The organism is Nocardia brasiliensis, from assembly GCF_011801125.1.
In the GTDB taxonomy this organism is placed as follows: domain Bacteria; phylum Actinomycetota; class Actinomycetes; order Mycobacteriales; family Mycobacteriaceae; genus Nocardia; species Nocardia brasiliensis_C.
Genome location: NZ_CP046171.1, coordinates 5,492,104 through 5,517,791 on the forward strand (window position 1 = coordinate 5,492,104; position 25,688 = coordinate 5,517,791).

The window sequence follows — 25,688 nt, forward strand, 5'->3', positions numbered from 1 at the left end:
CTCACTCCTCGGGCGGCTCCGGCGGCCACGGATTGGGTTTGACGTTCTGCGGCTTGCGGGTCGGGATGTCGTCCCAGTCGAAGTGGATGCCAACCCAGGCCTTGGGCCGATCGAAACGCACCTCACCCGCGGTGAAGCGCGCACCGACGAAGGAGATGTCACCGAAGAAGTCGCCCTCGGTGAAGTCCACCGCCCGGCCCGCGAACGTGGCCCCCGCGAACGTGGTCGACCCGTGGAACTCCGCGCGGCTGAAGTCGGTCTCCCTGGTGCCACGGTGGCGCATGCGCGCCGGGGCGCCGATCCTGGTCTCGTCGAAGGAGACGGTGCTCGCCTCGAAGTCGGTGCCCGCGAAGCTGATCCGGGCGCCGGACAGTTCCGCCCCGGTGAACGTGAGATGCTCGCCGTCGAGCGTCGCGCGGTCGAACGAGGTGAGCTCGGCCTGAAACTTCGTCTCCTGGAACGAGGTGCGCGCGCCGGTGCAGCGCGTGCCCGCGAAACCCGCGCGCGGGCCGAGGAAGACGGCCTGTTCGAACGACACCGAACAGTCGAAGATCGCACCGTCGAAGGTGGTGCCGTAGCCCGCGCGTTCTCCCTTCTCGGCGCGGGCCGGGCCGAACCGCGCGCGGTCGAACAGCACCGGCCCGTCTTCGAACCGCGCGTCCCGGAAGGTGACCTGCGGACCGGCGAAGACGGCGTGCTCGAAGGTGGTGCGCCCGGTGAACAGCGCCCCGGCGAACGAGGTGTGCCGCCCGGCGAACACGGTGTCGCGGAAGTCGCCCTGTTCGAGCACCGCGCGGTTGAACGTGAAGTCACACCTCGACCAGGAGGTCTCGGCCGTGCGGCGCAGGTGATCGGCGAGCACCTTGACGATGGTGCGGCGCACCTCGCGATCGTTCTGCCGGAACTGGTAGACCCGTTCCACCTTGAGCCCGGACTCGTCCACCGTTTCCGCCTGCGACACAAGGTGGTTCGCCCCGGCGACCGGATCGTAGGGCAGCCGCAGGTAGCCGCACAGCACGTCGACGCACTGCTGACGCCTGCTCGGTGCGCGGAAGTCGTCGGCGAGGGCCGCCATCGCGTAGACCCCGGCGATCCGGACCGCCACGTCGGCGTCGCCGAGCTGGCGCGCGGCGGCCCCGAACAGGTCGGCGAACCGTCCGCGCTCGAGGTCGCGCTGACGCCGGTAGGCCACCACCAGCGCGGCGGCGCCGCCGACACCGGCCACCACGGCCAGCGCGATCTTGGTCAGGTCCAAGCGATTCGGCGGCTCGGCGCTTGCGCCGAAACCCAACCACAGCAGCCACCAGGTGAGCGCTCCGATGGCGAGACCGCCGACAACCGCCATCGACACCGCAAGCAGTAACGCCGCGCGGTGCAGTCGGTCGCCCAACCTCCCCCATCGCATTAGCGCATGGTAGCCGGATTGCCGCCTGCCGACTACCGGACAAGATCGGCTATCACAGTGCCCCAACTCATTCCAGCATGTCCTCTTGCCGCCCGGCCCGCGCGCCGGAACATTGCGGCACGGTTGCTCGAGTAGGGTTCGGTCATGACTGGTTCCGATTCCCTCGACCCGGTAGCCGAGGTCGAGCACGTGCACGCGCTGCTGTCGGCCTGGCTGGGCACCGACGCGGACCCGGAGGTGCTGGAGCAGTTCGCGGCGACCCAGCACGACTCGTTCTCCATGGTGACGCTGGCGGGGGCCCGAATGAGTCAATCGGAGCTGCTGTCCGGATTGCGCCGCGCCAAGAACTCGCGCCCGGGGCTCGACATCGAGATCGACGAGGTGGAACTGCTGCTCGTCGAGGGCAACGTGACCGTGGTGCGCTTCCTGGAACGCCACCACTTCGACGGCAGGCACACCGACCGCCGCTGTACCGCGGTGCTCACCACCGACGGCGCGCCGCCGCGCTACCGCTGGCGCATCCTCCAGGAGACCGCGGTGTCGGCCGACTGACTCGCGTGCCCGGCCCGCGAATCGTGGTCCCGCACAGAGTCATTGACGCCGCCAATCCCTCCTTTTCAAGTCCGCGAGGATCATTCGCGGGTACCGTCACGAGATGGCTGATGATGTTCTGGTGCTCGGGGCGGGCGTGATCGGGCTGACCACGGCGCTGTGCCTGGCGCAGGCAGGCCATCGAGTGCGGGTGTGGGCCGAACTGCCGCCACGGCAGACCACCTCCGCGGTCGCGAGCGGACTGTGGGGGCCGGGATACACCCCGCGGGATCGGGCGTGGAGCCGGGTTTCCTTCGCCGAGCTCACCCGGCTCGCCGCCGAACCCGCGTCGGGCGTGCATTTCGAACGCGGACTTCAGGTTTCGAACCTGTCCGCCGAGCCGCCCGCCTGGATGGACGATCTCGGCGACGCCGAGTTCTGCCCCGCCGAGGAGCTACCGAAGGGCATGCTCGTCGGATTACGGTGCACCGCACCGCTCATCGACCTGCCGCGCTACCTGGACTATCTCACCGCTCGCCTGGCCGCGGCGGGCTGCACGATCGACCAGCGCACGGTGCGCGAGCTCGGCGAGGCCACCGCCGCAGCGCCGGTCGTGGTGAACTGCACCGGCGTGGCCGCGGGCAGGCTGGCGGGCGACGTCGACGTGCGGCCGGTACGCGGCCAGCACGTCATCCTGCGCAACCCGGGTATCCGAGATTTCTACGTCGAGTACGTCGCGGAACCGGAGTGGACCGGTATCTTCCCGCACGGCGAGCGCCTGATCCTGGGCGGTGCCCGACACCCGGGGCGGTGGAGCCTGGACCCCGATCCCGAACTGGCCGAACGCATCCTGCGCCGCGCGATCGAGGTCGACGCCCGGCTCGCCGACGCGGAGGTGATCGGGCACGAGGTCGGTCTGCGGCCCGGCCGCAGCGCCGCCCGGCTCGACGAGGAGCGCATCGACGGCGCCCGCGTGGTGCACAACTACGGCCACGACGGCCAGGGCGTCAGCCTCTCCTGGGGCAGCGCCCGCGAGGTGGTCCGGCTGCTCGGCTGAACGGGTCGCCCCCGCCGGCCGGACACGCGCGCTCCGCCGGTCGGCGCGATCACCCGTGAAAGGCCTATTCTGTGTTCGGGTATGCAGGCAGTCGCGCGTGCCGTGAGCGAGCTGACCGGGCGCGCGCACCGACGACGGAGGATCGATGGCCCCATCGGGCGCCGCCACGCCACTTCGGTTGCAGCCGGTCTCGATCGGTACCGAGACCGCGCGGATCGGCGCGACGCTCTGGCAGGCCGCGCGCGGCGGCGGACGGCTGCTGCTCACCCGCCGCGACGGGCGGCCGCTGGCGCACCGCGCGGCGCAGGAGGCGCGGCACCGTTTCGCCGCACTCGGGCCCACCTACGTCAAACTCGGTCAGCTCATCGCGTCGAGTCCCGGGGTGTTCCCGGAGACGCTGTCGAACGAGTTCCGCACACTGCTCGATCAGGTGCCGCCTGCCGATCCGGCCGCGATTCGGGCGCTGCTGACCGAGCAGCTCGGCGCGCCGCCCGCGCGGCTGTTCGCCCGGTTCGATCCGGAACCGATCGCCTCGGCCTCGATCGCGCAGGTGCACCGGGCCACCCTGCATTCCGGCGCGGCCGTGGTGGTGAAGATCCAGCGCCCAGGCATCAAGGCCCGGCTCGCCGCCGACCTGCAGATCCTCGAGCGCGCGGCGCAACTGCTCGAGCTGTCGGAGTACGGCCGCATGCTCGGCGCGCGCGATATCGTGGCCGACTTCGCGGCCAACCTCAACGACGAGATCGACTTCCACACCGAGTCCACCGCGATGCTCGAATGGCCGCGCTTCATCGCGGGTTCGCCGTTCGCGGATCAGGTGCGGGTGCCGCGGGTCTACCCGGAGCTCAGCACCGCGAAGGTGCTGACGATGGAGTACGTCGAGGCCATCCGCATCGACGACGTCGCCGCGGTGCGCGCCGCGGGCTTCACCGGTGCCGCGCTGCTGAAGACGATCCTGCTCTCGTTGCTGGAGTCGGCGTTTCGGGCCGGGCTGTTCCACGGTGACCTGCACGCGGGCAACGTCTTGGTCGACGCGGCGGGCAAGGTCGTCTTCCTGGACTGGGGCATCGTCGGGCGCTTCGACGATCGGACCCGCCTGTTGCTGCGCCGCCTGGTGGTGGAACTGATGGTGCACAACGACTTCGAGGCGGCGGGCCGCACCATTTTCGAGATGGGCGCGGTCCGGCGGCCCGGCAATCTCAAACGCGCGGCCCGCGATATCCGCTCGGTCACCGCGCCGCTGCAGAGCTCCGACCTGGGCGCACTGTCCTACACCCAGCTCGGTCGGCGCCTGGCCGAGGTGGCCAGGATCTACCAGGCCAAGCTGCCCCGCGAACTCGTGCTGGTCGGCAAGCAGCTGCTGTATGTCGAGCGCTACATGAAACTTCTTGCGCCACAGTGGAAACCGCTCGAAGACCCGGAGGTGCTCGGGTTCATGGCCGGACTGCTGGCGAAGGACGAGGCGGCGAGCGCACCGCCACGGCACGACCGCGGCTCCTCGAATGAATTGAGCGGATGACGGGATTCGAACCCGCGACCCTCACCTTGGCAAGGTGATGCGCTACCAGCTGCGCTACATCCGCGTTCGCCCCTCGGATCACTCCGCGGCGCGAGAAGAAACTCTAGCCGATCCACGGCGGAAAATGCCAATCCGCCTCACGCGGGCCTGCGCGCGGCCGCCCGATTGCGCCGCAGGCCAAGGCCGGCCGCGCCGAGGCAGGCCAGCGCGACGACACCGACGAACCACGGGAACACGGTGCTCAACCCCCACGTGGTGGCCGCCCAGCCGGCGAGAATGGTCGGCAAGGCCATCGCCGTGTAAGCGAGCAGGTAGTACGCCGACATGGTCTCGCCCCGCTTGTGTTGCGGCACAACCTCGGACAGGTGGCGCAGCGAACCACCGAAGCCCAGACCGAATGTCGCGCCGAGCAGCACTCCGGCGCCGAGCACCACGATCCAGTTGCCGGTGTGCAGCGCGGGCACGGTGAGCACCAGCGCGATCGCCATGCCGGTGTCGCCGAGGATCGCCGCGCGCCGGGCCGGGATCGCGGTCGCGAACAGTTGCGAGGTGGCGCCTGCCACCGCGGTCGAGGCGACCACCGCGCCACCGAAAACCAGGTTGTGGATGCCGGTTTCGGCCGAGGCCAGCGACGGGTACAGCGACAGCAGCACGCCGAGCACCGACCAGGCCGCCATCACGCCCAGCGCCGAGAACCAGAAGTCACCGCGGATCTCCTGCGGCACAGCCGGTTTGGCGATCCGGATGCGTCCGGCGATGCGTGCCGTGTGCGGCTCCTCCAGCGCGATGATGCCGATGCCGATGAGCAGGCAGACGAAGGTGATGGCCACGTACGGCGTGCGCAGCGGATGCGGCGCGTACTGCGCGAGCAGGGCCGAGCCCAGAATCGCCACGGCCATACCGACATTGAATGCCACGCCGCTGAGCTGACCGGAGCGCGCGCCGTGCTTGGGCCGCAGATCCAGCAGCGCCGCCGCACCGGCGACCACGGTCGCGCCGACCGCGAATCCGTGCAGCGCCCGCGCGAGCAGCAGCATCGCCACGTTGTCGGCGAGCAGGAACACCGCAAGGCCCGCGATCATCGTGACGAACGCGCCGAGCAGCACCGGCTTGCGGCCGACCACGTCGGAGATCTTGCCCGACACCAGCACCGCGGCCAGCGCCGCGAACGCGTACACCGCGAACACGAAGGTCGTCGTCAACGGCGAGAAATGCCACTGCTGCTGATACATGCCGTACAGCGGCGCCGGCACGCCGGACACCCCGAGCGCCACCCCGCTCGCGGCCAGGACCAGCGCGTACGCCCAGCGCTGCGTCGTGCGCTCGCCCGTGTCGGATGTCGCTACCGTCACTGTCATCGAAACTCCGATCGGGTAGGTTTGATGATGATCGAACCGCACTCGACCCTACCCGCGGTACGACGATCATCAAACCCAAAAGTGAGGTGGATCATGACCGATGCTAACGATACGGTGGTCGATGTCCCACCGGTGGCCCCGCTACCCACCGTGCTCGCCGCGCTGCAGGACCCGGTGCGGCTCGAGATGGTGCGGCGGCTGAGCAACGCGGGCGCGGGCACCCCGGTGCGGTGCAGCTCGCTCTACGACGCGATCAACAAATCGACCGCGACCCACCACTTCAAGATCCTGCGCGAGGCGGGCGTGATCGAGCGCGTGATCGTCGACGGTCAGGTCTGGCAGCGCCTGCGCGCCACCGATGTCGAAGCAGCCCTGCCCGGACTGCTCCCCTCGATCGTCGACGCCGCCAACCGCGCCGACGCTTGAGCCCGGACCTACCGAACCTAGCCCTCGACCAATCGGCGTACGGCAGCGGGGATTTCGCGGGTGCGCTGGTACGGGCCCGCCACCGAGGCCGCGAACGGACGGGCCAGCAGGGTGCGGGCGATCGCCGAGACCTCGTCGGTGGTGACCGCGTCGATGCGGGCCAGGGTCTCCGACACGCTGCGGTGGTTGCCGTAGCTGAGCTCACTGCGGCCGATGCGGTTCATCCTGGACGCCGAATCCTCCAGCCCCAGCACCAGGCCACCGCGCAGCGATCCCTTGGCACGCGCGCACTCGGCATCGGAGATGCCGTCGGCGGCAACCTCTTCGAGCACGCCGCGGGCCAGGGCGGCCACCTTGCCGAGGTTCTCCGGCTGACAGCCGATGTACACCGAGAACGCGCCGGTGTCGGCGAAGGTGTCCACGCTGGAGTACACCGAGTAGGCCAGGCCGCGTTCCTCCCGAATCCGTTGGAACAGCCGGGAACTCAGCCCGCCGCCGACCACGGTGTTGAGCACCGACAGCGGCCAGCGCCGCTGCCCCTCGTGCCTGCCGAAGGCGCGCACCCCGAACGCCAGGTGCGCCTGCTCACTGTCGCGGCGGGTCCACTGCAGTTCGGGATCGCTGTGCGGGCGGAACTTGCCCTCGCGCCGTTTCGCGGGGGTGGCCGACGGGTCGAGCCGATTCTGGAACGCGCGGTGCACCAACTCCACCGTGTGGTCGTGCTCGACGTTGCCCGCGACCGCGACGACCATCCGGTCCGGCCGGTAGCGGCGCACGTGGAAGCCGCGCAGCTGGGCGGCCTGCATCGATTCGATGGACTCGATGGAGCCGATCACCGGCCGCCCGATCGGATGATCACCGAACAGCGCGGACAGGAACGAGTCGCCGACCACGTCCTCCGGGTCGTCGTCGCGCATGGCGATCTCCTCAAGCACCACCTGCCGTTCGACGTCGACGTCGACGGCGCGGCACAACCCGTTGAGCACCACGTCGGAGACCATGTCCACGGCCAGCGGCAGATCCTCGTCGAGCACGTGCGCGTAGTAGCAGGTCTGCTCCTTCGCGGTGAACGCGTTGAGCTCGCCGCCGACCGCGTCCATCGCCTGCGCGATATCGAGCGCGGTGCGAGTCGGGGTCGCCTTGAACAGCAGGTGTTCGAGGAAGTGGGCCGCACCGGCGACGGTCGGCCCTTCGTCGCGCGAACCGACGCCGACCCAGACGCCGATCGAGGCCGAACGCACGCCTGGCACGTGCTCGGTGACCACGCGCAGCCCGCCGGGCAGCACCGTGCGCTCCACCCCGGGATCAATCGTGTTCGCCCGCAGCTGCACAGACGAACCCCCCTGCTCGCGGCGGAGCAGAGGGGCTGTCGTCTTCTTCTTCGTCACAGAGACAAGTACTACTCTGCCCCTGCCGCGCCCGCATCAACGGTCTCGGCATCGGCAGGCGTGGCAGCCGCTTCGGCAGCCTCCTCTTCGACCGGCACCAGCGAGATCTTGCCGCGGTTGTCGATATCGGCGATCTCCACGCGCAGCTTGTCGCCGACGTTCACCACGTCCTCGACCTTCGCCACGCGCTTGCCGTTGCCCAGCTTGGAGATGTGCACCAGGCCGTCGCGGCCCGGCAGCAGCGAGACGAACGCGCCGAAGGCGGTGGTCTTGACGACCGTGCCGAGGAAGCGCTCGCCGACCTTGGGCAGCTGCGGGTTCGCGATGGCGTTGATCTGGTCGATCGCCGCCTGCGCCGCGGGGCCGTTGGTCGCACCGACGTAGACCGTGCCGTCGTCCTCGATCGAGATGTTGGCGCCGGTCTCCTCGGTGATCTGGTTGATCACCTTGCCCTTGGGCCCGATCACCTCGCCGATCTTGTCGACCGGGATCTTGATCGCGGTGACCCGCGGCGCGTACTGGCTCATCTCGTCCGGGGTGTCGATGGCCTCGGCCATGACCTCCAGGATGGTGTTGCGCGCGTCGTGCGCCTGGCTCAGCGCACCGGCGAGCACCTGCGACGGGATGCCGTCGAGCTTGGTGTCGAGCTGCAGCGCGGTGACGAACTCACGGGTGCCGGCGACCTTGAAGTCCATGTCGCCGAAGGCATCCTCGGCACCGAGGATGTCGGTCAGCGCGACGTAGCGCACCTCGTCCTCGCCCTTGTCGTTGGTGATCGTGTCCGACACCAGGCCCATCGCGATGCCCGCGACCGGCGCCTTGAGCGGCACACCGGCGTTGAGCAGCGACAGGGTGGACGCGCAGACCGAGCCCATCGAGGTGGAACCGTTGGAGCTCAACGCTTCCGAGACCTGACGGATGGCGTACGGGAACTCCTCCTGGCTCGGCAGCACCGGCATCAGGGCCCGCTCGGCGAGCGCGCCGTGGCCGATCTCGCGGCGCTTGGGCGAACCGACGCGGCCGGTCTCACCGGTGGAGAACGGCGGGAAGTTGTAGTGGTGCATGTAGCGCTTGCTGGTCTCCGGGCCGAGCGAGTCGACCTGCTGGGCCATCTTCACCATGTCGAGGGTGGTGACGCCCATGATCTGGGTCTCGCCCCGCTCGAACAGCGCCGAGCCGTGCGCGCGCGGCACCACGGCGACCTCGGCCGACAGCGCGCGGATGTCCGCGAGCCCGCGGCCGTCGATGCGGAAGCCGTCGGTCAGGATGCGCTGGCGCACCAGCTTCTTGGTGACCGAGCGGAACGCGGCGCCCAGTTCCTTCTCCCGGCCTGCGAAGTCGTCGCCGAGGCGGGCCAGCACGTCGAGCTTGATCTCATCGATCTTGGCTTCGCGCTCCTGCTTGTCGGCGATCGAGAGCGCCTCGCCCAGCTCACGCTTGGCGGTGCCCTCGACGGCCTCGTAGACGTCGGCCTCGTACGGCGGGAACAGCGGGAACTCGCCGGTCGGCTTGGCGGCCAGCTCGGCGAGGTCGGCCTGCGCCTTGCAGAGGCGGGCGATGAACGGCTTGGCGGCCTCGAGGCCCTCGGCGACGACCGCCTCGGTCGGCGCCTGCGCGCCGCCTTCGATCAGCGCGATGACCTTGTCGGTGGCCTCGGCCTCGACCATCATGATCGCGACGTCACCGGACTCGACCACGCGACCGGCGACCACCATGTCGAACACGGCGCCCTCGAGCTGCTCGACGGTCGGGAACGCGACCCACTGGCCGTCGATCAGCGCGACGCGCACGCCGCCGACCGGGCCGGAGAACGGCAGGCCCGCGATCTGGGTGGAGGCGGACGCGGCGTTGATCGCGACCACGTCGTACAGGTCGTTCGGGTCCAGGCTCAGCACCGTGACGACGACCTGGATCTCGTTGCGCAGGCCGTCGACGAACGACGGGCGCAGCGGGCGGTCGATCAGGCGGCAGGTCAGGATCGCGTCGGTGGACGGACGGCCCTCGCGACGGAAGAACGAGCCGGGGATGCGGCCCGCGGCGTACATCCGCTCTTCGACGTCGACCGTCAGCGGGAAGAAGTCGAACTGGTCCTTGGGCGACTTGCCCGCGGTGGTGGCCGACAGCAGCATGGTCTCGTCGTCCAGGTAGGCGACGACCGCGCCCGCGGCCTGACGGGCCAGCCTGCCGGTCTCGAAGCGCACCGTGCGGGTGCCGAGGGTGCCGTTGTCGATCAGCGCGACGGATTCGAACACACCGGGCTCGACCTCGACGGCCGAGGACTTGCGTTCAGTTGTTTCGGTCATTCTCTTCTCTCAACCTCTCGTCTTCGCCGGCTCGAGCGCGTGGCGGCGCGATCCGGCTCTTCGTCAGCCGTACCTGGGTACGGGCACGCGGCAGCCCTCCTGGCTGCGACGCGCAGACCCGGCCGAATCCCCTTGGATCACGGCGACGCGGAGGCGGTCATCGATCGAAGCCCGCCGGCGGTCTATCCCCTGCCGGGAGGCCACTACCGAAGACCGACGCCACGCGGGCGGGCGCTTACGGCTGTCCAAATGTTGTCGCATACCGGGGCACAACATGACTGTTGCCCCCATACGCAAATAGCCAACGGGGAGATTGTACGTCTCCCCGTCGGCTGAGCTTCGTGGGCCTCTCACCAACCGTGTGTCGCCAGAACGAAGACGTGCGAACCGTCTCCGCGACCACCCGACGACCAACTGAGGACCCCACCCCGAACCGCCCCAATGGAGCAAGCCCGACGAGCAACCACCACGGCCACAGCGAAGAAACACTCCGGGAAAGTCCGCGACAGCCAGAAACCTGACTACAAACCCTCCCACCACGGAGCGAGTCTTACGAGCGACCCGTTCGCGGCCGAATTACCGCCGCAGGCCCAGGCGCTCGATCAGCGAGCGGTAACGCTGGATGTCCTTGGCGGCCAGGTACTTCGAGAGCCGACGGCGACGGCCGATGAGCGCGAGCAGGCCGTGGCGGGTGTGGTGGTCGTGCTTGTGCACCTTGAGGTGCTCGGTGAGATCGGAGATCCGCTTGGACAGCAGCGCGATCTGGGCCTCCGGCGAGCCGGTGTCCTTTTCGTGCAGGCCGTATTCCTTGAGGATGGCCGACTTCTGTTCGGTGGTCAGAGCCATGAGGCATCCACTCCCTTTTTCAGTGCCGCGCTCGAATTTCCGGTTACCCGGGTGCGGGTGCCGCCGCGGACCGCAGCAAACCCGAGGATCTACCCTACCGGACCGGCCTCGGCCGACCGAATCGCGGTCCGCGTGCCCGGTCGGCGCGGGGTTCTGGTCGTGGTCGCCGGTTCATCCGCCTTCGGCGGCGAGGACTTTTCGCGCGTTCTCGACGTCGCGGCCCATTGTTTCGATGAGTTCGTCGACGGAGTCGAATTTGCGTTGGCCGCGGACGTGGTCGACGAAGTCGACGGCGACATGCTGGCCGTAGAGGTCGGCTTCGCCGTCGAGTACATAGGCCTCGACGGTGCGGGCGCGCCCGGAGAAGGTGGGGTTGGTGCCGACCGAGATGGCGGCCATCGCGCGTTCGCCGGGGGTGACGGTGCCGATGGTCGGTCCCGGGCCGAGCACGGTGAACCAGCCCGCGTAGACGCCGTCGGCCGGGATCGCCGCGTGCATGGGCGGTGCGACGTTCGCGGTCGGGAAACCGAGTTGGCGCCCGCGCCCGTCGCCGTGCACGACGACGCCCTCGACGCGGTGCGGGCGGCCGAGCGCTTCGGCGGCGGCGGCCATGTCGCCCGCGTCGACGCAGGCGCGAATGTAGGTGGAGGAGAAGGTGACCGCGTGCTCACCGAGCAGTTTGACGCCGTCGACCTCGAAGCCCCAGCGTTTGCCGAGTTCGCGCATGGTGTCGACGGTGCCAGCGGCCTTCTTGCCGAAGGTGAAGTTGTCGCCGATCACCACCTCGGTCACGTGCAGCCGCTCGACCAGCAGGTCGTGCACGTAGCGGACGGGGGTGAGCTTCATGAAGGCCTGGGTGAAGGGCATCACGCAGAACACGTCGACGCCCAGTTCCTCGGCCAGTTCGGCCCGGCGGGTCAGGGTGGTCAGTTGCGCCGGGTGCGAGCCGGGGCGGACCACCTCCATCGGATGCGGGTCGAAGGTCATCAGCACCGCGGGCACCCCGCGCGCGGCCGCCTTGCGCACCGCTCTGCTGATCAACTGCGCATGTCCGCGGTGCACACCGTCGAACACACCGATAGTCAGTACACAACGGCCCCAATCCGCGGGCACGTCTTCCAGACCTCGCCACCTCTGCACACGCGCAGCTTATATCGCGCACGGAAACCCGGTCCGACCGAAGGCGCGTGCCCGAATCGCGGTGCCAGGCACGACGTACTCACGGGGTGGCTGATGTCACGCGCGGCTTCCGGTGTTGTGTACGGGTGATGAAACCCTGGTTCCACTGTGCGGCGAGCTGTGTCAATCCGGTCTCCTGTGCTTAAGCTCGAGTATGTGCCCGGTAAACGAGACATCGCCACGAGACGCGAGCTGACCGACGCCCCGGTGCCGGGCGAGGCCCGAGGCAGCACCGCGACGATCGCGCCGGTGCTCTCCTCGGTGGCCCAGGACTATCTGAAGGTGATCTGGACCGCGCAGGAGTGGTCGCAGGAGAAGGTGTCGACCAAGCTGCTCGCCGAGCGGATCGGGGTCTCGGCGTCGACGGTGTCCGAGGCGGTGCGCAAGCTCGCCGATCAGGGGTTGGTCGAGCATGCCCGCTACGGGTCGATCACGCTGACCGAGGGCGGCCGCCGCGCCGCGATCGCGATGGTGCGCAGGCACCGGCTGATCGAGACCTTCCTGGTCAACGAGCTCGGCTACGGCTGGGACGAGGTGCACGACGAGGCCGAGGTGCTCGAGCACGCGGTCTCGGAACTGCTGGTGTCGCGCATCGACGCGAAACTCGGCCACCCGGACCGGGATCCGCACGGCGATCCGATCCCGTCGGTGGACGGTGCGGTGCCGACACCGCCGGCCCGCCAGCTCAGCGATTTCCATGCGGGCGAGGCCGGGCGGGTCGCCCGGATCTCCGATTCCGACCCGGAGATGCTGCGCTATTTCGACTCGGTCGGCATCGCCCTGGACACCGCGATCACCGTGGTCGAGCGCCGGGATTTCGCGGGCACCATCGCGATTCGCATCGGCACCGGTGATCTGCCCACCGACCTCGGCCGTCCCGCGGCCGAGGCGATCTGGTTGACCGCCTGAGCGCGATCAGCGCGGTGACCTCGCGGCGACCGACGCGGTGGCACGGTCGGCGATCGCGGCGGTGAGTTCGTCCGTCGTGGCTGTACCGCCGAGGTCCGGCGTCCGCACCTCGCCCTGGGCGAGCACGTCGCAGACGGCCTGGTCCACCGCGGCCGCCGCGGCCGTTTCGCCGAGGTGGTCGAGCAGCATCGCGCCCGCGAGGATCTGCGCGATCGGATCGGCGATGCCCTGGCCCGCGATGTCGGGCGCGCTGCCGTGCACCGCCTCGAACATCGAGGGGGCGGTGCGCTCGGGGTTGATATTGCCCGATGGCGCCAGCCCGAGCCCGCCGGTCACGGCCGCGGCCAGGTCGGAGAGGATGTCGCCGAACAGGTTCGAGCCGACGATCACATCGAGCCGGTCCGGGTGCAGCACGATCTCGGCGGCCAGCGCGTCCACGTGCATCTGCCTGGTCCGCACGTCGGGGTAGTCGACGGCGATCCGCTCGAACACGCTGTCCCAGTACGGCATCGAATGGATGAGGCCGTTGGATTTGGTGGCCGAGCACAACCGGCCGCCGCGCTCGCGGGCCCGTTCGAAGGCGTACCGGATGATCCGTTCGCAGCCGAGCCTGGTGAATACCGATTCCTGGAGCACGAATTCGTCGGCGCGGCCCGGATTGTGCGTGCCGCCGATCTCGGAGTACTCGCCCTCGGAGTTCTCCCGCACGATCAGGATGTCCAGGTCGGCCGCGGTCCGCCCGCGCAACGCCGACTCGGTGCCGGGCAGCAACCGGACCGGGCGCAGGTTGACGTACTGACCGAAGGCGCGCCGCAACGGAATCAGCAGGCCCCACAGCGAAACATGGTCGGGCACACCGGGAAAGCCGACGGCGCCGAGCAGGATCGCGTCGAAACCGGCGAGCAGCTCTGGGCCGTCGGCGGGCATCATCCGGCCGGTGGTCAGATAGTTCGCGCAGGACCAATCGAATTCGGTCCACTCGAGGCCGGGCAGCACGGCGTCGAGCACCGTCACCGCGGCGGCGGTGACGTCGACGCCGATGCCGTCGCCGGGAATGGTCGCGATGCGGTACCTGGGCGCTGTCACAGTCGCACTCCGATGTATTTCGTCTCGAGGAATTCGTCGATGCCGGTGCCGCCGCCCTCGCGGCCGAGCCCGGATTCCTTGACGCCGCCGAACGGCGCGGCCGGGTTGGACACCACGCCCTGGTTGAGCCCGACCATGCCGGTCTCCAACGCCTCACAGACCCGCAGGCCGCGGCGCAGGTGCTCGGTGAAGACGTAACCGACCAGCCCGTAGGGCGTGTTGTTGGCGCGGGCGATCACCTCGTCCTCGGTGTCGAAGACCGCCAATGCCGCGACCGGCCCGAAGATTTCGGTGTGGCACAGCCGCGCGTCGTCGGGCACGCCGGTGAGCACGGTGGCCGGAAAGAAGTTGCCGGGCCCCTCGATCGCCTCGCCACCCGTTCGCACCTGCGCGCCGCGCCCGCGCGCGTCGGCGACCAGCTCGCCGACCTTGGTCACGGCGTCGGCGTCGATCAGCGGCCCGACCACGACCCCCGGCTCGGTGCCCCGGCCCATCGGCAGCGCCGCCATCCGCTCGGTGAGCCGGGCGGCGAACTCCTCGAAGATGCCGCGCTGCACGAAGATCCGGTTCGCCGCGGTGCAGGCCTGCCCGATATTGCGCATCTTCGCCGCGAGCGCGCCCTCGACCGCCTCGTCCAGATCGGCGTCGTCGAAGACGATGAACGCCGCGTTGCCGCCGAGCTCCATCGAGGTGCGCATCACCGTGCGCGCGCATTGCTCGAGCAGGCGTTTGCCGACGGCGGTCGAGCCGGTGAAGGACAGCTTGCGCGAGCGCTCGTCCAGGATCAGCGGTGTCATCAGCGCGCCGGGGTCGGCGGTGGTCACGACGTTGACGACGCCACGCGGCAGCCCGGCCCGATCGAGCAGATCGGCCAGCGCGAGCATCGAAAGCGGGGTCTGCTCAGCGGGTTTCACCACGCAGGTGCAGCCGGCGGCCAGCGCGGGCGCGATCTTGCGGGCGCCCATGGCCATCGGAAAGTTCCACGGCGTGATCAGCAGCGTTGGGCCCACCGGCTGCTTGGTCACCAGGAACCGCGCGCCACCCGTCGGCGCGGGCAGGTAGCCGCCGTCCAGCCGGACGGCCTCCTCGGCGAACCAGCGGAAGAACTCTGCGGCATAAGCGATTTCGCCGCGTGCCTCGGCCAGCGGCTTGCCCATCTCCAGCGTCATGATCAGCGCCAGCCGCTCGGCGTCGTCGAGCAGCGCGTGATGGGCACGCATGAGCAGATCGGCCCGCGCGCGCGGCGGGGTCGCCGCCCATCCGGCCTGGGCGGCGTGCGCCGCGGCCAACGCGTCCAGTCCATCCCCCGGGCTCGCGTCGGCGACCGCGCACAGCCGCGCGCCGGTGGCCGGATCCAGCACGGGCAGTTCGGCATTCGTCGCGCGCCACTGCCCGTCGAGGTACAAACCCGTTGGCACGGTGTCGATTACGGCCCGCTCGGCGGTGGACAAGGTCTCGGTGAGCATCGACGCCGGACTCCTTTCGCTGCCGGATGGCAGCCGCAGGCTATTGCTGCGACCTCCCTCGCCATGTTATGCATATTGTCAACAATCCGACAATAGACAATCTGCGGGCCGCTGCGATCGCACCACTTCCCGGGAGGCGGATCACCATGACCGAACTTTCGCCCGTTCTGCGCCAGGCCACCCCGGTGACCGTCGATCACGGCACGGGCTGCTATCTCTACGACACCGACGGACGCCGCTACCTCGACTTCACCGCGGGCATCGGGGTCACCAGCACCGGCCACTGCCACCCGCACGTGGTCGCGGCGGCCCAGGCCCAGGTCGCCAGCCTGATCCACGGCCAATACACCACCGTCATGCACCAGCCGATGCTGCGACTCGTCGAGCGCCTCGGCACGGTGCTGCCGCCGGGACTGGACTCGCTGTTCTTCGCCAACTCCGGCAGCGAGGCGATCGAGGCCGCGCTGCGGCTGGCCCGCCAGGCGACCGGGCGGCCGAATGTGGTCGTCTTCCATGGCGGTTTCCACGGCCGCACGGTCGCGGCGGCCACCATGACCACCTCGGGCACCCGGTTCTCGGCCGGGTTCAGTCCCCTGATGTCCGGCGTGCACGTCGCCCCCTTCCCCACCGCGTTCCGCTACGGCTGGACCGAGGCGGAGGCGACCGACTTCGCCCTGCGCGAGCTGGACTATCTGCTCGCCACGCTCACCTCGCCCGCCGAGACCGCGGCGTTCGTGGTCGAGCCCATGCTCGGCGAGGGCGGTTACATCCCCGGCAACACCGCCTTCTTCCGCGGTCTGCGCGAACGGGCCGACCGGCACGGCATCCTGCTCGTGCTCGACGAGATCCAGACCGGCTTCGGGCGCACCGGAAAGTTCTTCGGGCACCAGCATTTCGGCGTGCGACCCGACATCATCACCATCGCGAAGGGCCTCGCCAGCGGCTTCCCGCTCTCGGGCATCGCGGCCGCGCGCGAGCTGATGGCCAAGGCCTGGCCCGGCTCGCAGGGCGGCACCTACGGCGGCAACGCGGTGGCCTGCGCCGCCGCGGTGGCGACGCTGGAGGTCATCGAATCCGAGCGGCTGGTGGACAACGCCGCCGCCCGCGGCGACCAGCTGCTGGCCGGGCTGCGCGCGAGCGCCACCAAGGCGATCGGCGACGTGCGCGGCCTCGGCCTGCTGGCCGGATGCGAATTCACCACCGCGACAGGCGAACCCGACACCGAGACGGCAGGCGCGGCGCAGCGGCTCGCGGTCGAGAAGGGGCTGCTGCTGCTCACCTGCGGTGCGCATATGAACGTGGTGCGGATGATCCCGCCGCTGATCGTGACCGCGAGCCAGATCGATGACGCGCTCGCGATCTGGACCGAGGTACTGGCAGAGCTCTGACCCGGCCCGCCGCCACGGCGCGTGCACCCGGCCCGCGGCGGCGATAGCCTCGGGGCAGCCGAACAGACGCCCTGTGAGTCCCGCACATCGACCCGCGCGACAACAGAAAGCAGACCCTATGGCTCGCTACATCAGCATCACCCTGACCAAGGCCGGCGTCACCTGCCGCGCCCGGCTGCTCGACGCCGAGGCACCGCACACCTGCGCCGCCGTGTGGGACGCGCTGCCGCAGGAGGGCGATGCCTTCCACGCCAAGTACGCCCGCAACGAGGTGTACACCCTGGTGCCCCGGATCAGCGCGGCCCCACACCGGGAGAATCCGACAGTCACCCCCATTCCTGGCGATGTCTGCCTGTTCGACTTCGAGGCGTGGGAGATCGGCAACCCGGCCTACGGCTACGAGCCGGGCTCGACCGCGCATCACGATCAGGGCGCGACCGATCTGGCGATCTTCTACGGCCGCAACAACTTGCTGATCAACGGCGACATGGGCTGGGTGCCCGGCAACGTCTTCGCGACGATCGAGGACGGCCTGGCCGAGATCGCCGCGGCCTGCAACGACCTCTGGCTGCACGGCGTCGCCGGCGAGACGCTGGCCTTCGCCCGCACCTGAATCCAACTGTCGCGCACAATAATTCGCACGTAGTCACGAGATGCGCGCCGGTCGCCACCGCGGCCGGCGCGCATGTCACTGTGCCAGGACGTATTCGGCGTAGCGGGCCACGGCCAGCACCAGGTCGTCGGAGTGCCGCGGGCCGACGATCTGCAGCCCGACCGGCAGCCCGGCCGCGGTGCTGCCGACCGGGATGCTGATCGCGGGTTGCTGAGTCATGTTGAACGGGTACGTGAACGGCGTCCACTGCGGCCAGCTGGTCAGCCCGCTGCCCGGCGGCACATCGTGTCCCGCCTCGAACGCGGTGATCGGCATCGTCGGGGTGATCAACACGTCGTAGGCGGTGTGGAAGGTACCCATGGTGATGCCGAGTTGGGCCGCCTCGTTGCGGGCGTCGAGGTAGTCCACCGCGCGCACGGCATCGCCCTGCGCCCAGACCTCGCCCAGGGCCGGATCGACCCGCTCACGTGACCCCTCGGGGAACTTCGAGAGCATGGTGGCCGCACCGGCCGCCCACAGCAGCTCGAACGCCTCGCGGGGGTCGGCGAAGCCGGGATCGGCCGTGGCGACCCGCAATTCGGCCTCGCCGAGCTTGCCGACCGCGGCGTCGACGAGCGCGGCGACCTCCGGATCGACCCGCGCGTAGCCCAGCGTCGGCGAGTAGGCGACGGTGAGTCCACGCACGTCGCGCGCCACCTGACCGCGGAAGGTGGTCAGCGTGGGCGCGAGGCCGGTCGGGTCGCGCGGGTCGGGCAGCGAGAGGATGTCCATCAGCAGCGCCGCGTCCTCGACCGTGCGGGTCATCGGGCCCGCATGCGCCAGCGGACCGAACGGGCTCGCCGGATAGAGCGGAATCCGCCCGTGCGTCGGCTTGAAACCGACGATGCCGCAGAACGCCGCCGGGATGCGGATGCTGCCCCCGCCGTCGGTGCCGACCGAGACCGGTCCCATGCCGCCCGCGACGGCCGCCGCGCTGCCCCCGGACGAGCCGCCCGCCGTCGTCGCCGGGTCGACCGGGTTGCGGGTGATGCCGGTCAGCGGGCTGTCGGTGACGGCCTTCCACGCGATCTCGGGCGTCGTCGTCTTGCCGAGGAACACCATGCCGTCCTCGCGCAGCCGGGCCGCGACCGGGCTGTCCACCGTCCACGGACCGGCCGGGTCCACCGAGGTGGAGCCGCGCCGGGTGGGCCAGCCGTCGGTGAGGAAGATGTCCTTGATCGAGATCGGCACGCCGTCGAGCAGCCCGCGCGCGTGCCCGGAGTGCCAGCGCGCCTCGGAGTCCTTGGCCTGCACGAGCGCACGATCGGGATCGACCAGGCAGTACGCGTTCACCTGCGGGTCGCGCTCGGCGATGGCGGCCAGCACGGCCTCGGTCGCCTCGACCGGGGACAGCGCGCCCGCGGCATAGGCCGAGACCAACTGGACGGCGGTCATCGCCGCGGGCTCGGTCGGAATGTTGATGTCGGGATAGCTCATGGCCGCACCTCGCAGGCGCTCGGTCGCGCCAGGCGCACGGCACGCTGGCACACGATTCGCTCACGGCGTTCGCTCATGTTCGGGCTCCTTCAGCCGGGCACGTACCCCAGCTCTTTGTCGACCACGTTGCGCAGTGGCCGGCCGGCGATCCAGTTGTCGAAGTTCTCGGCGAACACGGTGACGATCTCGGTCCGCCAGCCGCTGAAATCGCCCGAGTTGTGCGGTGTGATCGACACGTTCGGTAGATCCCACAGCGGATGGTCGGGTGGCAGTGGCTCGGGGTGGACCACATCGAGCGCCGCCCCGGCGATCGACCCGGCGGCGAGGGCGGCCACCAGATCGTCGGTAACTACGAGTTCCCCGCGGCCCACGTTGACAAACCTCGCATGTGGTTTCATCGCGGCGAATTCCCTGGCGCCGAACATGTTCCGGGTCTGCGCGGTCAGCGGGGCGATCGCCACCACGTAGTCGGCCCCCGGCAACTCGGCGTGCAGGTCGGTGCCGACCGCGCCGAAATCCGGGTCCGCCGCGCGCATCCGCCTGCCCACCGCCCGAATATTCATCCCGGCCGCGCGCAACAGCCGCGCGATGGCACGGCCGATCGAGCCGGTGCCGACGATCAGCACGGTGGCGCCCGCGACCCGTTCGTTCTCGCGGTGCTCCCACTCGTGGCGCAGCTGCCTGCGCAGCGATCCGGGCAGGTCCTTGGCGAAACCCAGGATCTGCCCGAGCACGTATTCGGCGATGGCGGTGTCGAACAGCCCGCGCGTATTGGTGACCACCACCTCACTGGCCCGCAGCTCCGGGAACATCGCCGGGTCCACCCCGGTCGATCCCATGTGCAGCCAGCGCAGCCGGTCGGCGGCGTGCCACGCGCCGGGGATGGCCGTGGTCAGGAAGTCGTAGACGAACAGCACGTCGGCACCGCGCAACGCGGTCGCGAGACCGGCGGCCTCGGTGTAGCGCACAGTGACCCGCGCCGACACGGCGGCCATCAGCTCCGCCTCGGGCACGCGGTCACTGTGCAGGACGGTGACAATGGGGCCCGTTTCCACATTGACACACTAAGATCGCATCGTATGATTGTCAACAATCCGATCGCGTTCGGAGGTCTATCCAGCTGAGTGCGAGAGGGGCCGTATGGAACTCAGCTTCCCGGATATCGAGGGCCCTGTCGCACAGCGGGGCATCGGTATCATCGCGCCGTTCGACCTCGCGCTCGAGCGCGAGCTCTGGCGCTGGGCGCCGATGGAGGTCAGCCTCCATCTGGCCCGCACGCCGTACGAACCGGTCCCGGTCTCCTTGGCGATGGCCGAGCTGGTCTCGAATCCAGCGCATCTGACCACCGCCACGCGCGACGTGCTGCACGTCGAGCCGGAAGTGGTTGCCTACCTGTGCACCTCGGGCAGCTTCATCAAGGGAATCGACTACGAACGATCACTACGGGAAACCATCTGCGCGGCAGGCGCGCTGGACGCGGTGACCACCTCCGGCGCGCTGCTCGAGGCGATCCGGCACCTGGACATCACCCGGCTCTCGGTGCTCACCCCGTACGACGAGATCCTCACCAACAAACTGCACGACTTCCTCGGTGAGGCCGGGTGCACCGTCATCCGCTCCGACCACCTCGGCCTCGGCGGCGGTATCTGGAAGGTCAACTACCGCACCATCGCCGAGCGCATCGTCGGCGCGGACGACCCGAGGGCCCAGGCCATCTTCGTCAGCTGCACCAACCTGCCCACCTACGACGTGATCGAGCCACTGGAACAGGCACTCGGCAAACCCGTGCTCACCGCCAACCAGCTCACCATGTGGGCCTGTCTCGGCCGGATGAAGCTGCCGATGATGGGTCCGGGCAAATGGCTACTGAACGTCTTCTGATCGGGAGAACAGCACATGCACACCACCACAATCGGATTCATCTACCCCGATCACGCGGCCGAGGACGACTACCCGCGCGCCGCCGCCGCACTCGGCGTCGAACTGCCGGTGGCCCACATCTACGGCACCGACCTGCACGCCGTGCCCGAACTGCTCGACCTCGGCAGCCCGGACAAGCTGCGCCACGGCGCCGAACTGCTCGCACCGCACCGCCCGCACGCCGTCGTCTGGGCTTGCACCTCGGGCAGTTTCGTCTACGGCCCGCGCGGCGCCCGTGACCAGGTCGCGGCGCTGGCCACGGCCGCGGGCGTGCCCGCGACCAGCACCAGCCTCGCCTTCGTCGACGCGGTGCACGCGCTCGGCCTGCGCACCGTCGCCGTCGCCGCCAGCTACCCCGACGACGTCGCGCGGCTGTTCGTCGAATTCCTCGCCGACGCCGACATTCACGTCGTCTCGATGCGCAGCGCGGGCATCGACACCGCCGCCGAGGTAGGCACGCTCGACGCCGGGCAGGTCCGGCGGCTGGCCGAGGCCAACGATCATCCCGATGCCCAGGCGCTGCTCATCCCCGACACGGCCATGCATACCCTTGCCGTGCTGCCGGAGCTGGAAGCCGCCCTCGGCAAGCCCGTGCTGACCGCCAATCAGGTCACTATCTGGGCGGGGCTGCGACTGGCGGGCCGCGCCGCGACCTGCCCAGCCCTCGGCACCCTGTTCACAGAAAGGCATGCCCATGTCGCTCGTTGACATCGAGCCGGTCAACAGACAGTCCACGGCCGAGGTGATCGCCGATCGACTGCGCGAAGCGATCATGCGCGGCAGCTTCGCGCCCGGCGACCAACTCGGCGAGGCCGACCTCGCTGCCCGCTTCGACGTGTCCCGCGGTCCGGTCCGCGAGGCGATGCAGCGCCTCGTCTCCGAGGGCCTGCTGCACAGCATCCGGCATCGCGGCATCTTCGTCATCGACCTCACCCTCGACGATGTCGCCGACATCTACCACGCCAGGACCGCGATCGAGGGTGGCGCGCTGGAGCTGATCCTCGACGGCCGCAGGGAGATCGCCTACACGGCGCTCGGCGAGAGCGTCGAGCGGATGTGCGCGGCCGCCGAAAACGGTGACGCCGCAGCACTTTCCGATGCCGACCAAGCTTTTCACGTCGCGCTGGTCGACAGCGCGGGCAGCCCGCGGCTGGCCCGTGCGGCCCGCACGCTGCTGATCGAGACCCGAATGTGCTTGGGCGCCTTGCAGACCACCAACCCGGACCTGCGCGAGCAGGCCCGCGAGCACGTCGAACTGCGGGAGGCGATCGGCGCGGGCCCCGCCGTCCGCGCCCGCGAACTGCTGATCGAGCACATGCGGGGCGCCGTCCGGGCGATCGCCGCCGACCGCACCGGACAGATTCAGCAGGCGAAATAGTGCTTCAGGCCGGCGGGAACGCCGTCGGCGGCGGCCTTCGCCCAGCATTGGTCGTGCGGGAACGCCAAGTAGGTGGCCCAGCCGCCGGTGCCACTGCGAACAATGCGCTGGCTGTCGCCGGGGGCATCCCAGACGATGACGGCCCATGCGCCGTCGCAATAGTTCACGCTCGCCGAATGCTCGGTGAGCCTGCCGATGTCGTCGAGGTCGCGCGCGATCGCGCCAGGCGAGCATTGCGGCTGCTGGGTGTCCTCGAAGCGCAGCAGGCCTTCGCCCGTTTCGCCCGCGCGGACCAGGAACAGTTGGTGCATCCCCTCCGGGACCGGCTTCGTGCCCGGCGGCGGGGTGCCCATGCCGAACTGGTAACAGCCGAGCGGCACCACGAAGGTGGCCGATCCCGAGCGTGGTATCGAGCCGGATCTCGGCGGTGCCGCGGCACGCCGGAAAGACAGCCGACTACAGGTTGGACGGGCGCACGACCATCACCGACGCCGCGCGCTTACCGCTTTCCTGCAGCAGCGCGATCGCCCGGCCCGCCGGATCGATCGCCGCGTACACACCGCGCAGGCCGATCGGCTCGAGCCACCGGCCGTTGCGCAGGTCCTCGGCTTGGCTCTCGTCGATCTCGCGGTGCGGGAAGGCGGTGCGCACGGCCTCGTCCATGTCGAGGCTGAGCAGGTCGGCGTCCGACTCGGCGGCGGTCGCCAATTCGTCCAGGGTGCGGGCATGGTCGAGGGTGAACGGGCCGACCCTGGTGCGTCGCAACGCCGTCAGGTGCCCGCCGACACCGAGCCCGGCGCCAAGATCACGGGCCAGCGCCCGGATATAAGTGCCAGAGGAACATTCGACGACCACGTCGAGATCGACGAACTCCCCCTCCGGCACGTCCTTACGACCGAGAATGTCGAAGCGCGACACCGTGACCGGGCGGGCGGCCAACTGCACGTCCTCGCCCGCGCGATGCCGGGCATAGGCGCGTTCGCCGTCCACCTTGATCGCGCTCACCGTGGCGGGCACCTGCTCGATATCCCCGGTGAGTTTCGCGATGTGCGCGGCGATTTCGGCATCGGCGAGGTGCAGGGCGGGCGTGCTCGCGAGCACTTCGCCCTCGGCGTCGTCGGTGCTGGTGGCCCGACCGAGCCGGATGGTGGCGGTGTAGGCCTTGGTGGTGAGGGTGAGCAGGCCGAGCAGCTTGGTCGCCCGGTCCACCCCGAGCACCAGCACCCCGGTCGCCATCGGGTCCAGCGTGCCCGCGTGCCCGACCTTCTTGGTGCGCAACAGTTTCCGGCACTTCGCGACGACATCGTGACTGGTCCAGCCGCCGTCCTTGTCGACGATCAGCAGCCCGCCGAGACCGGCCATCAGACGTGCACGATCGCGGTCAGAATGAACCCGTCGACGATCTGCCACCTGCCGTCGAACGACGCCAGGGGCGTGCCGCCGTCGTTGGTCTGGCCGGGTACCAGGATCTTGCTGTGGAAGGTGCCGCGCCCGGCCCCGACCGAGTTGTCCTCGAGCTCGAAGGTGATGTGCGCGTCCTCGAAACCGAGCCAGCGCAGGGTGAGCGGCCACCACGCCTTGAACGTCGCCTCCTTCGCGCAGAAGATCAGCCGATCCAGGTGCAGCGGAGAGTCGGTGTCGCGCAACCACTCTCGCTCCGGCGCCAGCGTGACCGAATCGAGCACGCCCTCGGGCAGCTCGGCATGCGGCTCGGCGTCGATCCCGATCGAACGGAAGCGCAGCTTGTGCCCGAGCGCCGCGGCGCGGTACCCGTCACAGTGGGTGAGGCTGCCGACGATCCCGCGCGGCCAGATCGGCGCGCCCCGCTCGCCCTTGCCGATCGCCACCGGCGGCTCGCCGAGCTCGGCCAGCGCCAGGCGGGCGCAGTGCCGGGCGCCGATGAAGTCCCGGCGCCGCTTCTCCACAGCCTTCGCGATCAGATGTTCTTCGGCCGGATATGCCGTCAGATCCGGCGGATACTTCAGCAGCTCGGCCGAGGCGACACCCGCGGGCAGAATGTTCTCGATCAGCTCGTCCGCCTCCCCGCGAATTCAGGCCGGACTCGGGTGCCACGCTGCTTCGGCGGGCGTCCGGCGGTAGACACGTTGCAGAGTTCGCCGGTAACCGACGAGTTACTCATATACCCACCAAATCAGTAGTTGCGTCGGGAATCAAATCGCCGTGACGGGCACCGTTCCGCCGCGGCGGAACGGACTCACATTCCCCGGCGGCGCTGGGCCTTGGCGCGCATCTCGGCGGCGGCCGCTTCCATCTCCGGGGTGACCTTGAAGTGGCCGCCCCACTCGTTCAGCGTGCCCGGCGGGTACTCCGGGGCGGGCAGGATCTGACGGAGCAGGCGGTCGGGCAGGCCGCGGCGCTGCCACTCCCGCGGATAGCCCAGCGACACCTCTTCGAAGCGCACGCCGTCGTAGTGCGAGGTGCGCGGGATGTGCAGATGGCCGTAGACCGAGCAGACCACGTTGTAGCGGGTGTGCCAGTCAGCGGTCTGGTCGGTGCCGCACCAGAGCGCGAACTCCGGGTAGAACAGCACGTCCGTCGGCTGGCGGACCAGCGGGAAATGGTTGATCAGCACCAGCGGCGTGCCCTCGGGCATGGCGTCCAGCTTGCGCTTGGTGACCTGCACGCGGGCATTGCACCACGCGTCCCTGGTCAGATACGGGTCCGGGGAGAGCAGGTATTCGTCGGTGGCGACCACGTTGCGGTCCCGGGCGATCGCCAGGCCCTCGGCCTTGGTGGTCGCGCCCTCGGGGAGCCAGGTGTAGTCGTAGAGCACGAACATCGGCGCCAGCGTCACCGATCCGCCGTGCTTTTCCGATCCCGCGCCCGTCCACACCGGGAAGGGATCCTCGGGGGTCACCACGTCGAGGTCGCGGCAGATCGACACCAGGTAGTCGTAGCGGGCGGCACCGGTCATCTGCACCGGGTCCTTCGCCGTGGTCCAGAGCTCGTGGTTGCCCGGCACCCAGATCACCTTGGCGAAGCGGCCGCGCAGCAACTCCAGCGCCCACCGGATGTCGTCGGTCTTCTCCCCCACGTCCCCGGCCACGATCAGCCAGTCCTCCGGCGAGTCGGCCCGAATCTGCTCGACAACCGGCCGATTCCCCTGGTGCCCGACATGAATGTCGCTCACCGCCATCAACTTGGGTATCACCACACCCACCTTAAGCACACCCACCCCCACCCCGCCGCCCACCCCGCGCCCCGCGCGCGTGTCTTTTCGACAGACACGCGCGCGGGACCACAGGCCTGCGCGGCGTCGGCTAAACGCGACGTGGGTGCGAGCCGCGCCCGCTTCGCCCGACAGCACCGCAGGGAGGCTGTCGAAGGCGCTGTCCGACAACGCAGCTCGACATGTGCCCCGCCACCCGTCAACCGGGGACGAAGGAGTGGACGCGGACACGGCGATCGATCGGCCGGGC

24 protein-coding genes and 1 tRNA gene are annotated in these 25,688 nt (G+C 69.7%); 10 read left to right on the top strand and 15 right to left on the bottom strand.

The window, feature by feature from the left end:
- Position 1: 1 nt before the first annotated feature.
- Entirely contained in the window at positions 2–1,405 is a 1,404-nt protein-coding gene (locus F5X71_RS24830) for a pentapeptide repeat-containing protein (RefSeq protein ID WP_238815454.1), read from the bottom strand.
- Between the two features lie 144 nt (positions 1,406–1,549).
- Here F5X71_RS24830 and F5X71_RS24835 point away from each other — a divergent pair, with 144 nt between their 5' ends.
- From F5X71_RS24835 to F5X71_RS24845, 3 genes are all read left to right on the top strand, one after another.
- A complete protein-coding gene (locus F5X71_RS24835) occupies positions 1,550–1,957 on the top strand; it encodes a hypothetical protein (protein ID WP_167464195.1) in 408 nt (135 codons plus the stop codon).
- A 103-nt stretch (positions 1,958–2,060) separates the two neighbouring features.
- Positions 2,061–2,993 carry an FAD-dependent oxidoreductase gene (locus F5X71_RS24840; protein WP_167464196.1) on the top strand — a complete coding sequence of 311 codons (933 nt, stop codon included), beginning with the start codon at positions 2,061–2,063 and terminating at the stop codon, positions 2,991–2,993.
- 145 nt (positions 2,994–3,138) lie between these two features.
- Positions 3,139–4,512 (top strand): ABC1 kinase family protein, encoded by a 1,374-nt coding sequence (locus F5X71_RS24845; RefSeq protein WP_167464197.1) that lies wholly within the window; start codon positions 3,139–3,141, stop codon positions 4,510–4,512.
- Here F5X71_RS24845 and F5X71_RS24850 read toward each other — a convergent pair.
- Both F5X71_RS24850 and F5X71_RS24855 read right to left on the bottom strand, forming a co-directional pair.
- Positions 4,504–4,576: transfer RNA gene (locus F5X71_RS24850), tRNA-Gly, on the bottom strand. The two genes, F5X71_RS24845 and F5X71_RS24850, sit on opposite strands and share 9 nt — an antisense overlap.
- 73 nt (positions 4,577–4,649) lie before the next feature.
- A complete protein-coding gene (locus F5X71_RS24855; protein WP_167464198.1) occupies positions 4,650–5,870 on the bottom strand; it encodes an MFS transporter in 1,221 nt (406 codons plus the stop codon).
- 93 nt (positions 5,871–5,963) lie between these two features.
- Here F5X71_RS24855 and F5X71_RS24860 point away from each other — a divergent pair, with 93 nt between their 5' ends.
- Positions 5,964–6,296: an ArsR/SmtB family transcription factor gene (locus F5X71_RS24860; RefSeq protein WP_167464199.1), complete on the top strand. Its 333-nt coding sequence runs from the start codon at positions 5,964–5,966 to the stop codon at positions 6,294–6,296.
- A 17-nt stretch (positions 6,297–6,313) separates the two neighbouring features.
- On the opposite strand, the gene F5X71_RS24865 is transcribed toward F5X71_RS24860, so the two are convergent.
- The 4 genes from F5X71_RS24865 to F5X71_RS24880 all read right to left on the bottom strand — a co-directional run bounded on the left by F5X71_RS24865 (position 6,314) and on the right by F5X71_RS24880 (position 11,973).
- Positions 6,314–7,627 (bottom strand): M16 family metallopeptidase, encoded by a 1,314-nt coding sequence (locus tag F5X71_RS24865; protein ID WP_238815455.1) that lies wholly within the window; start codon positions 7,625–7,627, stop codon positions 6,314–6,316.
- 68 nt (positions 7,628–7,695) lie between these two features.
- Positions 7,696–9,987: a polyribonucleotide nucleotidyltransferase gene (locus tag F5X71_RS24870; protein ID WP_167464200.1), complete on the bottom strand. Its 2,292-nt coding sequence runs from the start codon at positions 9,985–9,987 to the stop codon at positions 7,696–7,698.
- A gap of 576 nt (positions 9,988–10,563) precedes the next feature.
- Complete coding sequence (gene rpsO / locus F5X71_RS24875; protein ID WP_167464201.1) at positions 10,564–10,833, bottom strand: 30S ribosomal protein S15; 270 nt, start codon at positions 10,831–10,833, stop codon at positions 10,564–10,566.
- 171 nt (positions 10,834–11,004) lie between these two features.
- Positions 11,005–11,973: a bifunctional riboflavin kinase/FAD synthetase gene (locus F5X71_RS24880; RefSeq protein ID WP_167464202.1), complete on the bottom strand. Its 969-nt coding sequence runs from the start codon at positions 11,971–11,973 to the stop codon at positions 11,005–11,007.
- Positions 11,974–12,252: 279 nt separating this feature from the next.
- Here F5X71_RS24880 and F5X71_RS24885 point away from each other — a divergent pair, with 279 nt between their 5' ends.
- Positions 12,253–12,921 carry a metal-dependent transcriptional regulator gene (locus F5X71_RS24885; RefSeq protein WP_194250775.1) on the top strand — a complete coding sequence of 223 codons (669 nt, stop codon included), beginning with the start codon at positions 12,253–12,255 and terminating at the stop codon, positions 12,919–12,921.
- Between the two features lie 6 nt (positions 12,922–12,927).
- Here F5X71_RS24885 and F5X71_RS24890 read toward each other — a convergent pair whose 3' ends face one another.
- Together F5X71_RS24890 and F5X71_RS24895 are read right to left on the bottom strand one after the other, a co-directional pair.
- A complete protein-coding gene (locus F5X71_RS24890; protein ID WP_167464203.1) occupies positions 12,928–14,007 on the bottom strand; it encodes a tartrate dehydrogenase in 1,080 nt (359 codons plus the stop codon).
- Positions 14,004–15,473 carry an NAD-dependent succinate-semialdehyde dehydrogenase gene (locus tag F5X71_RS24895; RefSeq protein ID WP_167464204.1) on the bottom strand — a complete coding sequence of 490 codons (1,470 nt, stop codon included), beginning with the start codon at positions 15,471–15,473 and terminating at the stop codon, positions 14,004–14,006. The genes F5X71_RS24890 and F5X71_RS24895 overlap by 4 nt, the downstream gene beginning before the upstream one ends.
- 146 nt (positions 15,474–15,619) lie before the next feature.
- On the opposite strand from F5X71_RS24895, the gene F5X71_RS24900 reads away from it, so the two are divergent.
- Together F5X71_RS24900 and F5X71_RS24905 are read left to right on the top strand one after the other, a co-directional pair.
- A complete protein-coding gene (locus F5X71_RS24900) occupies positions 15,620–16,861 on the top strand; it encodes an aspartate aminotransferase family protein (RefSeq protein ID WP_167464205.1) in 1,242 nt (413 codons plus the stop codon).
- Positions 16,862–16,979: 118 nt separating this feature from the next.
- Entirely contained in the window at positions 16,980–17,474 is a 495-nt protein-coding gene (locus tag F5X71_RS24905; protein ID WP_167464206.1) for a DUF3830 family protein, read from the top strand.
- 75 nt (positions 17,475–17,549) lie between these two features.
- Here the strand turns inward: F5X71_RS24905 and F5X71_RS24910 are convergent, their stop codons facing one another.
- Together F5X71_RS24910 and F5X71_RS24915 are read right to left on the bottom strand one after the other, a co-directional pair.
- A complete protein-coding gene (locus F5X71_RS24910; RefSeq protein ID WP_203218372.1) occupies positions 17,550–18,935 on the bottom strand; it encodes an amidase in 1,386 nt (461 codons plus the stop codon).
- A 104-nt stretch (positions 18,936–19,039) separates the two neighbouring features.
- A complete protein-coding gene (locus F5X71_RS24915; protein WP_167464208.1) occupies positions 19,040–20,005 on the bottom strand; it encodes a D-2-hydroxyacid dehydrogenase in 966 nt (321 codons plus the stop codon).
- A gap of 85 nt (positions 20,006–20,090) precedes the next feature.
- Here F5X71_RS24915 and F5X71_RS24920 point away from each other — a divergent pair, with 85 nt between their 5' ends.
- From F5X71_RS24920 to F5X71_RS24930, 3 genes are read left to right on the top strand one after another with little or no spacing between them, the layout of a single operon-like run.
- Entirely contained in the window at positions 20,091–20,831 is a 741-nt protein-coding gene (locus F5X71_RS24920; protein ID WP_167464209.1) for a maleate cis-trans isomerase family protein, read from the top strand.
- Positions 20,832–20,846: 15 nt separating this feature from the next.
- Positions 20,847–21,578, top strand: coding sequence for a maleate cis-trans isomerase family protein (locus F5X71_RS24925; RefSeq protein ID WP_167464210.1), 732 nt, complete (start codon positions 20,847–20,849; stop codon positions 21,576–21,578).
- Positions 21,565–22,248 carry a GntR family transcriptional regulator gene (locus F5X71_RS24930; protein ID WP_167464211.1) on the top strand — a complete coding sequence of 228 codons (684 nt, stop codon included), beginning with the start codon at positions 21,565–21,567 and terminating at the stop codon, positions 22,246–22,248. Before F5X71_RS24925 ends, F5X71_RS24930 begins: the two co-directional genes overlap by 14 nt.
- On the opposite strand, the gene F5X71_RS24935 is transcribed toward F5X71_RS24930, so the two are convergent.
- From F5X71_RS24935 to F5X71_RS24950, 4 genes are all read right to left on the bottom strand, one after another.
- A complete protein-coding gene (locus F5X71_RS24935) occupies positions 22,233–22,631 on the bottom strand; it encodes a hypothetical protein (protein WP_238815456.1) in 399 nt (132 codons plus the stop codon). The two genes, F5X71_RS24930 and F5X71_RS24935, sit on opposite strands and share 16 nt — an antisense overlap.
- A gap of 73 nt (positions 22,632–22,704) precedes the next feature.
- Positions 22,705–23,610: a tRNA pseudouridine(55) synthase TruB gene (gene truB, locus F5X71_RS24940; protein WP_167464212.1), complete on the bottom strand. Its 906-nt coding sequence runs from the start codon at positions 23,608–23,610 to the stop codon at positions 22,705–22,707.
- Positions 23,610–24,278 (bottom strand): 4'-phosphopantetheinyl transferase Npt, encoded by a 669-nt coding sequence (gene npt, locus F5X71_RS24945; RefSeq protein ID WP_167466712.1) that lies wholly within the window; start codon positions 24,276–24,278, stop codon positions 23,610–23,612. The genes truB and npt overlap by 1 nt, the downstream gene beginning before the upstream one ends.
- Positions 24,279–24,463: 185 nt before the next feature.
- Positions 24,464–25,420 carry a metallophosphoesterase family protein gene (locus tag F5X71_RS24950; protein WP_167464213.1) on the bottom strand — a complete coding sequence of 319 codons (957 nt, stop codon included), beginning with the start codon at positions 25,418–25,420 and terminating at the stop codon, positions 24,464–24,466.
- Positions 25,421–25,688 lie beyond the last annotated feature (268 nt).

Bases quoted from the DNA above. Each gene is read 5' to 3' on its own strand.
- F5X71_RS24855 (WP_167464198.1), bottom strand. From the start codon at position 5,870: ATGACAGTGACGGTAGCGACATCCGACACGGGCGAGCGCACGACGCAG.
- F5X71_RS24860 (WP_167464199.1), top strand. From the start codon at position 5,964: ATGACCGATGCTAACGATACGGTGGTCGATGTCCCACCGGTGGCCCCG.
- truB (WP_167464212.1), bottom strand. From the start codon at position 23,610: ATGGCCGGTCTCGGCGGGCTGCTGATCGTCGACAAGGACGGCGGCTGG.
- F5X71_RS24905 (WP_167464206.1), top strand. From the start codon at position 16,980: ATGGCTCGCTACATCAGCATCACCCTGACCAAGGCCGGCGTCACCTGC.
- F5X71_RS24930 (WP_167464211.1), top strand. From the start codon at position 21,565: ATGTCGCTCGTTGACATCGAGCCGGTCAACAGACAGTCCACGGCCGAG.
- F5X71_RS24835 (WP_167464195.1), top strand. From the start codon at position 1,550: ATGACTGGTTCCGATTCCCTCGACCCGGTAGCCGAGGTCGAGCACGTG.
- F5X71_RS24895 (WP_167464204.1), bottom strand. From the start codon at position 15,473: ATGCTCACCGAGACCTTGTCCACCGCCGAGCGGGCCGTAATCGACACC.
- F5X71_RS24845 (WP_167464197.1), top strand. From the start codon at position 3,139: ATGGCCCCATCGGGCGCCGCCACGCCACTTCGGTTGCAGCCGGTCTCG.
- F5X71_RS24840 (WP_167464196.1), top strand. From the start codon at position 2,061: ATGGCTGATGATGTTCTGGTGCTCGGGGCGGGCGTGATCGGGCTGACC.
- F5X71_RS24920 (WP_167464209.1), top strand. From the start codon at position 20,091: ATGGAACTCAGCTTCCCGGATATCGAGGGCCCTGTCGCACAGCGGGGC.
- F5X71_RS24870 (WP_167464200.1), bottom strand. From the start codon at position 9,987: ATGACCGAAACAACTGAACGCAAGTCCTCGGCCGTCGAGGTCGAGCCC.
- F5X71_RS24900 (WP_167464205.1), top strand. From the start codon at position 15,620: ATGACCGAACTTTCGCCCGTTCTGCGCCAGGCCACCCCGGTGACCGTC.
- rpsO (WP_167464201.1), bottom strand. From the start codon at position 10,833: ATGGCTCTGACCACCGAACAGAAGTCGGCCATCCTCAAGGAATACGGC.
- F5X71_RS24925 (WP_167464210.1), top strand. From the start codon at position 20,847: ATGCACACCACCACAATCGGATTCATCTACCCCGATCACGCGGCCGAG.
- F5X71_RS24830 (WP_238815454.1), bottom strand. From the start codon at position 1,405: ATGCGATGGGGGAGGTTGGGCGACCGACTGCACCGCGCGGCGTTACTG.